Below are 6,619 nucleotides of genomic sequence, written 5' to 3' on the forward strand. Positions count from 1 at the left end.
TCAATAAAGCTCCATCAATTTGGCGTTGTCAGACAATTCTTCCGGCAGCGCCTCTCTAATAATGGCACCCGACTTCATGACGATCACGCGGTCAGAAATTTTCAGTGCCTCTTTGACGTTCTGTTCCACCAGCAGAATCGACATACCAGTCTGCTCATGCAATTCGCGAATCGGTCGTAACAGATCCTGAAACAGTTTTGGCGCAAGGCCAATCGATGGTTCATCCATCAAAAGACAACGCGGTTTGCTGAGCAGCGCCCGTCCAATCGATACCATCTGCTGTTGCCCGCCGGACAGTGTCCCCGCCGGACGATCATAGAAAGTCCGCAACAGCGGCAATACCGACATCACCCATTCAAGTCGATCACTGCGCTCGTTTGTTGGAACACCTGCCGCCCACAAACCCATCTTTAAAGTTTCGGCGACGGTTAAACCGGGAAAGATGCCGCGGCCTTCCGGCATTAGAGAAATACCGGACGCGGTCAGCGCGCGCGGTTCGGAGACTGGCAACGGCTTGCCATCCAGAAACATCTGTCCGCCTTGATGGGGAATCAACCCAAACAATGCTTTGAGTAAGGTCGATTTTCCGGCCCCGTTATGACCGATCAGACAAAGCACTTCATTGGAACGCAGTTCGATATTCACGCCATCAAGAACCGGCCGACCGCCATAACCAACTATCAGTCCTTCGGTCTTAAATATAGGGTTGGTCATGCTGCTTTTTCTCCGAAGTAAATCGCTGCCAGATGCGGATCATTCAAAACGCTCTTCGGCTCCCCATCGGCTAGCAACTTGCCTTGATCTAAAAACGCAATACGATCCGAAATGCCGATCACGATGTCCAGATTATGCTCAATGATGCATACCGTGACACCTTTGCGGACTTCATTACGCAGCAATTCAAGGAACAGTTCATATGAGCCACGATCAAGCCCCGATGCAGGCTCATCCAGTAGCCAGATTTTGGCATCGGTCGCCATGATGCGGGCCATGCTAAGAAATTTACGCTCGGCATACGCTAAATCAATCGCCCGTACATGGGCTTTTTCCGTCAGACGCGTTGCCGCCAGAATTTCGATCACCCGGTCGCGTCGCGCCTTACGTGCAGCCGCGCCGCCCGGTTGCCAGAACCATGAAATTGGCTCCATCACGGTGAGAATATTTTCTTCAACAGTCATGTGATCGAATAGTCGCAGGTCCTGAAAGGTGCGGGCAATCCCAAGACGTCCGATCTGCCAATGCGACTTGCCGACAATCGACTGCCCGTTCCAGAGAATATCGCCAGATTCAGGCGTCAAATGACCGGTAATCAGATTGAATAACGTAGTCTTGCCAGCGCCATTTGGCCCGACCAACGTCGTCACAATGCCAGCACGCAAAGCAAGTGAAACATCATTGGTGACTTTTAGCCCGCCAAAGCTTTTATTAAGATGGCGAATTTCCAGCAAAACCTGTCCTGTTAATGCCGTCATTTTGCACTCCTTGCGCGCGCGCCCACAATGCCGCCGGGACGAAATATCATCAGCAACACCATTGCGACGCCATAGGCGATTTGCTGAATGGAGCCGATTTCGGTCTGTGGCAGAAACGACATATAACTGAACAGGCTTGGCAACAGCATCAACAACGCAGCGCCGACGATTGGCCCCAATAGTGTGCCGGTACCGCCGATAATCACCATCGCCATCAGCAATACCGAAGTATCCAGCGTGAAGCTTTCGACGTTGATGAACCCTAAATAAAATGCATACAACGCGCCCGCCACCGCCGCTAGCGATGAGGACAACATCACGGACAGGGTTTTGATGGCCGCACCATTTTTGCCGAATGCATATGAAGCGGACTCGCTGTCACGTATCGCCTTGAGGTTGCGACCAAAACTGGACCGTAATAAAATGCTGGTGATGCCAATGACCATGAGCAGACAAACGACGGTCAGGAGCAAAAATTGCATCGGATCAACGACCGCATGACCGAACAACTCAACCGGTGGAATCCCGATCACGCCGCCGATACCGCCGGTCACAGATTTCCATTCCGAAAACACCGTCACGCCCAATACCTGCAACCCGAGCGACGCAGCGACAAAATACTCACCACGTACCCGCAATGCGGGCAATGCCAAAATCAGTGACATCAGCGCTGCCGCTATCATCGCCGCCGGGACCGCCAAAAATAAGGCTGCGCTAACATGAATCGCAAAATAGGCGGCGGTATAAGCACCGATACCAAAAAAAATCGCATGGGCAATCGAAAAAATTCCCGCATATCCCATGATGAAATTGAGTGTAATCGCGAGCACTGCATTGATACAAATCAGCGTCGCAAGATTAAGACTGTAAGCTAACATTTATCAGCACCTTACGATGTAATTGCGCGACCGAAAAAGCCCGAGGGACGGAACAGAATGAACAGAAACAGTACGATGAACGTGACCGCCTCGCTCCATTGCGGTTCGAAATAAACCAGTGCCAGATTTTCTGCCAAGCCGAGTAACAGTCCAGCGCACGCCGCGCCGCGCAGGCTACCGACCCCGCCCACAATGGTGGCAGCAAGGCTGATGAGCATCACGTGATGGCCGATGGCAGGATTAAGACCCGAACTGGCACCGCTGATAATCGCCGCCGGAACCACCATCAAAGAGCCGAGCGCAAATACGATGGTCGACAAGCGACGTGGGCTTAATCCATAAGTCCGTACCAGCTCAGGATTTTCAGATAAGGCACGCAAAGCCATACCGACATGGGTACGCATGAGGAAATATTGCAATCCACCAAAAATCACGATCGCACAAATGATGGTGATGCCCGATAGCGGCGATACAAACAGGCCAGACGCGATCTCGATACTGCGGCTAAGCGGCGTGCTGATCGATACAAAACTACGTCCAAAAATGATACCGATCACATTTTGAACCACGATACCGACGCCGAACGAAGCCACGAACAAGGTGAAAAACGAGCCTTCATGACGCTGAATGGGTGCATATACAAACCGATCCAGCAAAATCCCAAACAGCACCGCCGCAAAGATGGCGCCGCCTAGCGCCACAATCCAATGACTCTGCACCACCGAATACAAATCATAAAATACGTAGGCTGCAATGGTGAACGCCGAGCCGTGCGCAAAATGAAATATCTTGGTTGAGCCAAAAATCAGCGAGAAGCCAACAGCAATGAGTGCATACAATGCACCCACCTGTAGACCGTTAATCAAAAGCTGTAATATCAGCATGACTGCGATCCTTTTCTGTTACTTGACCGCAACTACGCCGACAGTTTTGCCGCCTTTGCCATCGACTTCATTAATCTGCATTGGGGTGATCACCGTACCGTTTTCGTTAATGGTGACCTTGCCGCCGACCAGATCGAAGGTTTTGGTTTCGATACGTTGGGCTAACAAATTCTCGCCGGTGATCGGCTTGCCTTTTAGATGTAATTGCTGTCCCAGCAATGCAAACAGGCGCACTGCGTTGTAATAGTTGGCAATATAGGCAGTTGGCATCTTGCCGTATTTTTTCTTGTAGTCCTCAACAAAGCGCTTGGTGACAGGATCGTTTGAAGCCCAATCAATCTTTTGCGTGGTGTACAAAGAACCGAGCGCTTCTGGCTGTGCATTGATTTCAGGCACCGAAAATGCGCTGTAACTGGCCAGTTGCTGTTTGATTCCGTTGTCGCGGAACTGTTTGATTATCTGTAACTGCTGCGAACCGTACGACGCGATATACACCACGTCAGGATTGGCGGCGCGCACACGGGCAGCGATGCCGCTGAACTGCTGCGCAGAGGCAGGAACCGAAAGTGATTCCATGAGTTGTCCACCGGCGGCCGTCAAGGTCGCCTCCATCTCCTTACGAATCGATTGCCCTAATGGGTCGTCGACATATACGAGGACGAAACGTTTTAGATGACGTTCGTTGATAAGGAACGGCGTCATCGCCTGAACTTCAAAGTTTGCCAACGGGATCGTGTTCCAGAAATAAGGACCCAATTCCGCCAGATCAGGACCGACGCCACCGCCATTAACAGCGACCGTCTTAGTGCGCGAGGCAATGGTCGAAATCGCTTTGGATACGCCAGTAAATGCAGAAAGAACGTAAGGGACTTTCTGTACGTTGACCAATTTGTTCATACCGATGACTCCTTGCTGCGGAAGTCCCTGACTGTCCTCATATTGAATCGCTAGTTTGCCGCCAAGCATATTGTCCGCATTGATATGGGATACGGCTAAATTGGCACCTGAACTAAAAATATCGCCGTAGGATGCATTCAAGCCACTCATTGGAAACAAAGCGCCAATCGTCACGTCTTGTGCCTGCACTGTCGCGGATGCCGAAGATAATGCTAAGGCTAAAACCGCCACCTTCAAGCCGACCGTAAAAATTCGTCCAAAAATGCGCATGTCTATCTCCTGGTTTAGTTTGAATCGCACCACCTTTAGCACGATTAAGCTTCATTATTATGATTTTATGTTGTCAGTTTTTGCGCAAGCCTGCCGTTTTTCACCGCACTTCAGCGTCAATCTTTTGAGAAGTCATGATGAATTTTTGCGAAGCCCGCGTTGCATAATCCTGTATTTCAAAAATATCATAGAGCAATACAAGCGCCTCCGGATTCGCTTTTTCCAAAGTGGGCATTCGCATTTCCTTAATCCGATAACGTTTTTATTTTTAGATGTAGCCGACATCGCAGCGATAAAAATTGCGGGAGAACTGCTTGCCGTGTAACGCGGTTAGCTGTGACAATCGGGGAAATCAGCCAATAACTCAGGAATAATGTGGTAACAATGCCGCAATAAGTCGACAACCAGCTGGGAAGTAACGAGCCAAAGGTCGGCCAAACATTCGCCCCAATATTGGTATCGTTGCATTTTGGAAAACAAGAAAGATTGATATGAAAAATCCCGTCGTGCTGGATTTTGCAAGCTTGACCGACATGACAAAAATGTCCGGAAAGTCCCAAATGTCTGTTAACGCCACCATACCCTGCCAATGTCGACCAGAAAATGTTGTCGATTGGAAAACTGTGCCGCCATCGCTCGACGAGGCACTGTTTGAAGTGGTCGGGACGCTATTTGAAGATCCTTATGTCGAACCCACGTTTGTCGAATTTCATCCGGCCGGCACGCGTTATGAATCGCCGGACGCGCCAATCGCACCACGGTTTTTCCCTTACAACCGCTGCAATGTGACGCGCTGCCTTACATGCGGCCGCTTCTATTTACGTTATACCGAGGCGGGAGGCTATTTTGTCGATCATCGGATTCGGCTCATGTCGGCGGATCTGCTGATTGATGCGGCGTTACCGGACTAAACCACGGCGTTATGTTTCTTTTTACGCCGAATGGCACCATCCTCGGATGGCGCTCCGTGGTGTTAGCCTAGTGGTGTGATGCGCACCTGGAGTGCAGTCACTTCCTCTTGCGCTTTTTTAAAAATATCTTGGGCCACTTCCAAGACTTCTTGCACGGTTGTTTTCGGCAGTCCGTCTTGCTGGCTGTCAAACGCCATTGAAAGGGTGGCGAGGATCGCAGAGGTACGGCAATGTAGTAACGTGAGATTGTCGACTATATGGATATTTTTTACGGTGCTTGCTTGAGCGTGTGTTGGCATTTTGGTTTTCTTGGATATTGTTTAATCCGCTCCCGCGACTAAACGGGTGGGCGGCAAATAGCCGGGTTAGTCGACCGATATCCAAAGCAATCGGCAGGCCGAAGCCTCCCAACCATTGCCGCCCCAAGAAGGCGCAACAAGGCATACGCACGAAAAAAAACGGCATTGCGCCGTCTGTGCGCTTTGGATAATTCAGGCGACTAAACCCGATTCCCTTCTTTTTCAGGGATTTTTTGAGTATCTAATAGTTTTGATGAACATGCAAGCGTGTGTTAGGCCAAAGTAGTAATGACCTATCGAGCAGAATAGTAATGAGCCAATTAATGGCAGACAAGCTGCCGCAAAGCACGAATTTACGCACGCGCCAAACCGCTTCGCCAGCATCTATAGAAACATCTAGTCGGCTAATCCGGCGCAACTTGGGCTAATTTGCTTTCCTAGACGATTTTAAGAGGTCGTCTGCTCGATACCCTTAAAGTTAGCGATCCTCACTGTACCGTCGGGGAAGCGGGCAACGATCTCCAATTCTCCGCCCATCGCTTCAATATGACTGCGCAACGTGGAGATATACATGTCAGTGCGGCGCTCCATTTTAGAAATGCTGGCCTGATCAACGTGCAGCACGCCAGCAAGCGTTTTCTGCGACAAACCACGCGCACGGCGCAATTCTGCAAGAGGAAGTTCCGCCACAAGTTGACGGTAGATCGCATCGGAACGCGCACGCGACTCCGGCGACATCTTACTTTCAAGCTCCGAAAATTTCCTAGTCATCAATCAGCCCTTCCTTTCTAAGTAATTCCAAATGCTCGCCATACAATCGATCGGCAATCGGCACATTATCGTGATACCAGCGGTTGCCGGTCTTGTCGCCACCCAACAATAGGATTACGGATCGGCGAGGGTCAAACGCAAATAGCAATCGATATGGCCGACCAGCATGTTGGACACGAAGCTCGCGCATGTGGCTATGCCGTGATCCATTGACTCCACTCGAATGCGGAAATCGGA

Annotated in this window: 10 protein-coding genes; 2 read left to right on the top strand and 8 right to left on the bottom strand. The window is 50.4% G+C overall.

Features of this window, described 5'->3' with window-relative positions; genetic code table 11:
* From QN379_RS20135 to QN379_RS20155, 5 genes are read right to left on the bottom strand one after another with little or no spacing between them, the layout of a single operon-like run.
* Positions 1 to 714, bottom strand: coding sequence for an ABC transporter ATP-binding protein (locus QN379_RS20135; protein WP_323507427.1), 714 nt, complete (start codon positions 712 to 714; stop codon positions 1 to 3).
* A complete protein-coding gene (locus QN379_RS20140) occupies positions 711 to 1,472 on the bottom strand; it encodes an ABC transporter ATP-binding protein (RefSeq protein ID WP_323507428.1) in 762 nt (253 codons plus the stop codon). Before QN379_RS20140 ends, QN379_RS20135 begins: the two co-directional genes overlap by 4 nt.
* Positions 1,469 to 2,350 carry a branched-chain amino acid ABC transporter permease gene (locus QN379_RS20145; RefSeq protein WP_322238100.1) on the bottom strand — a complete coding sequence of 294 codons (882 nt, stop codon included), beginning with the start codon at positions 2,348 to 2,350 and terminating at the stop codon, positions 1,469 to 1,471. Before QN379_RS20145 ends, QN379_RS20140 begins: the two co-directional genes overlap by 4 nt.
* A gap of 11 nt (positions 2,351 to 2,361) precedes the next feature.
* Complete coding sequence (locus QN379_RS20150; RefSeq protein ID WP_322238099.1) at positions 2,362 to 3,234, bottom strand: branched-chain amino acid ABC transporter permease; 873 nt, start codon at positions 3,232 to 3,234, stop codon at positions 2,362 to 2,364.
* A gap of 18 nt (positions 3,235 to 3,252) precedes the next feature.
* Positions 3,253 to 4,401: an ABC transporter substrate-binding protein gene (locus QN379_RS20155; protein WP_322238097.1), complete on the bottom strand. Its 1,149-nt coding sequence runs from the start codon at positions 4,399 to 4,401 to the stop codon at positions 3,253 to 3,255.
* Between QN379_RS20155 and QN379_RS20160 the strand changes: the two genes are divergently transcribed.
* Together QN379_RS20160 and QN379_RS20165 are read left to right on the top strand one after the other, a co-directional pair.
* Complete coding sequence (locus QN379_RS20160) at positions 4,400 to 4,726, top strand: hypothetical protein (RefSeq protein WP_322238095.1); 327 nt, start codon at positions 4,400 to 4,402, stop codon at positions 4,724 to 4,726. The two genes, QN379_RS20155 and QN379_RS20160, sit on opposite strands and share 2 nt — an antisense overlap.
* Positions 4,727 to 4,892: 166 nt before the next feature.
* Positions 4,893 to 5,312, top strand: coding sequence for a hypothetical protein (locus QN379_RS20165; RefSeq protein WP_322238093.1), 420 nt, complete (start codon positions 4,893 to 4,895; stop codon positions 5,310 to 5,312).
* A gap of 62 nt (positions 5,313 to 5,374) precedes the next feature.
* Here the strand turns inward: QN379_RS20165 and QN379_RS20170 are convergent, their stop codons facing one another.
* The 3 genes from QN379_RS20170 to QN379_RS20180 all read right to left on the bottom strand — a co-directional run.
* On the bottom strand, positions 5,375 to 5,611 hold the full coding sequence (locus QN379_RS20170) for a hypothetical protein (RefSeq protein ID WP_323507431.1): 237 nt from the start codon (positions 5,609 to 5,611) through the stop codon (positions 5,375 to 5,377).
* A 447-nt stretch (positions 5,612 to 6,058) separates the two neighbouring features.
* On the bottom strand, positions 6,059 to 6,382 hold the full coding sequence (locus QN379_RS20175; RefSeq protein ID WP_322238089.1) for an XRE family transcriptional regulator: 324 nt from the start codon (positions 6,380 to 6,382) through the stop codon (positions 6,059 to 6,061).
* The coding region (locus tag QN379_RS20180; protein WP_323507433.1) for a type II toxin-antitoxin system RelE/ParE family toxin at positions 6,375 to 6,619 on the bottom strand (245 nt) is incomplete at its 5' end. The genes QN379_RS20180 and QN379_RS20175, both read right to left, overlap by 8 nt.

The organism is Glaciimonas sp. Gout2 (assembly GCF_035018905.1).
Classification (GTDB): domain Bacteria; phylum Pseudomonadota; class Gammaproteobacteria; order Burkholderiales; family Burkholderiaceae_D; genus Glaciimonas.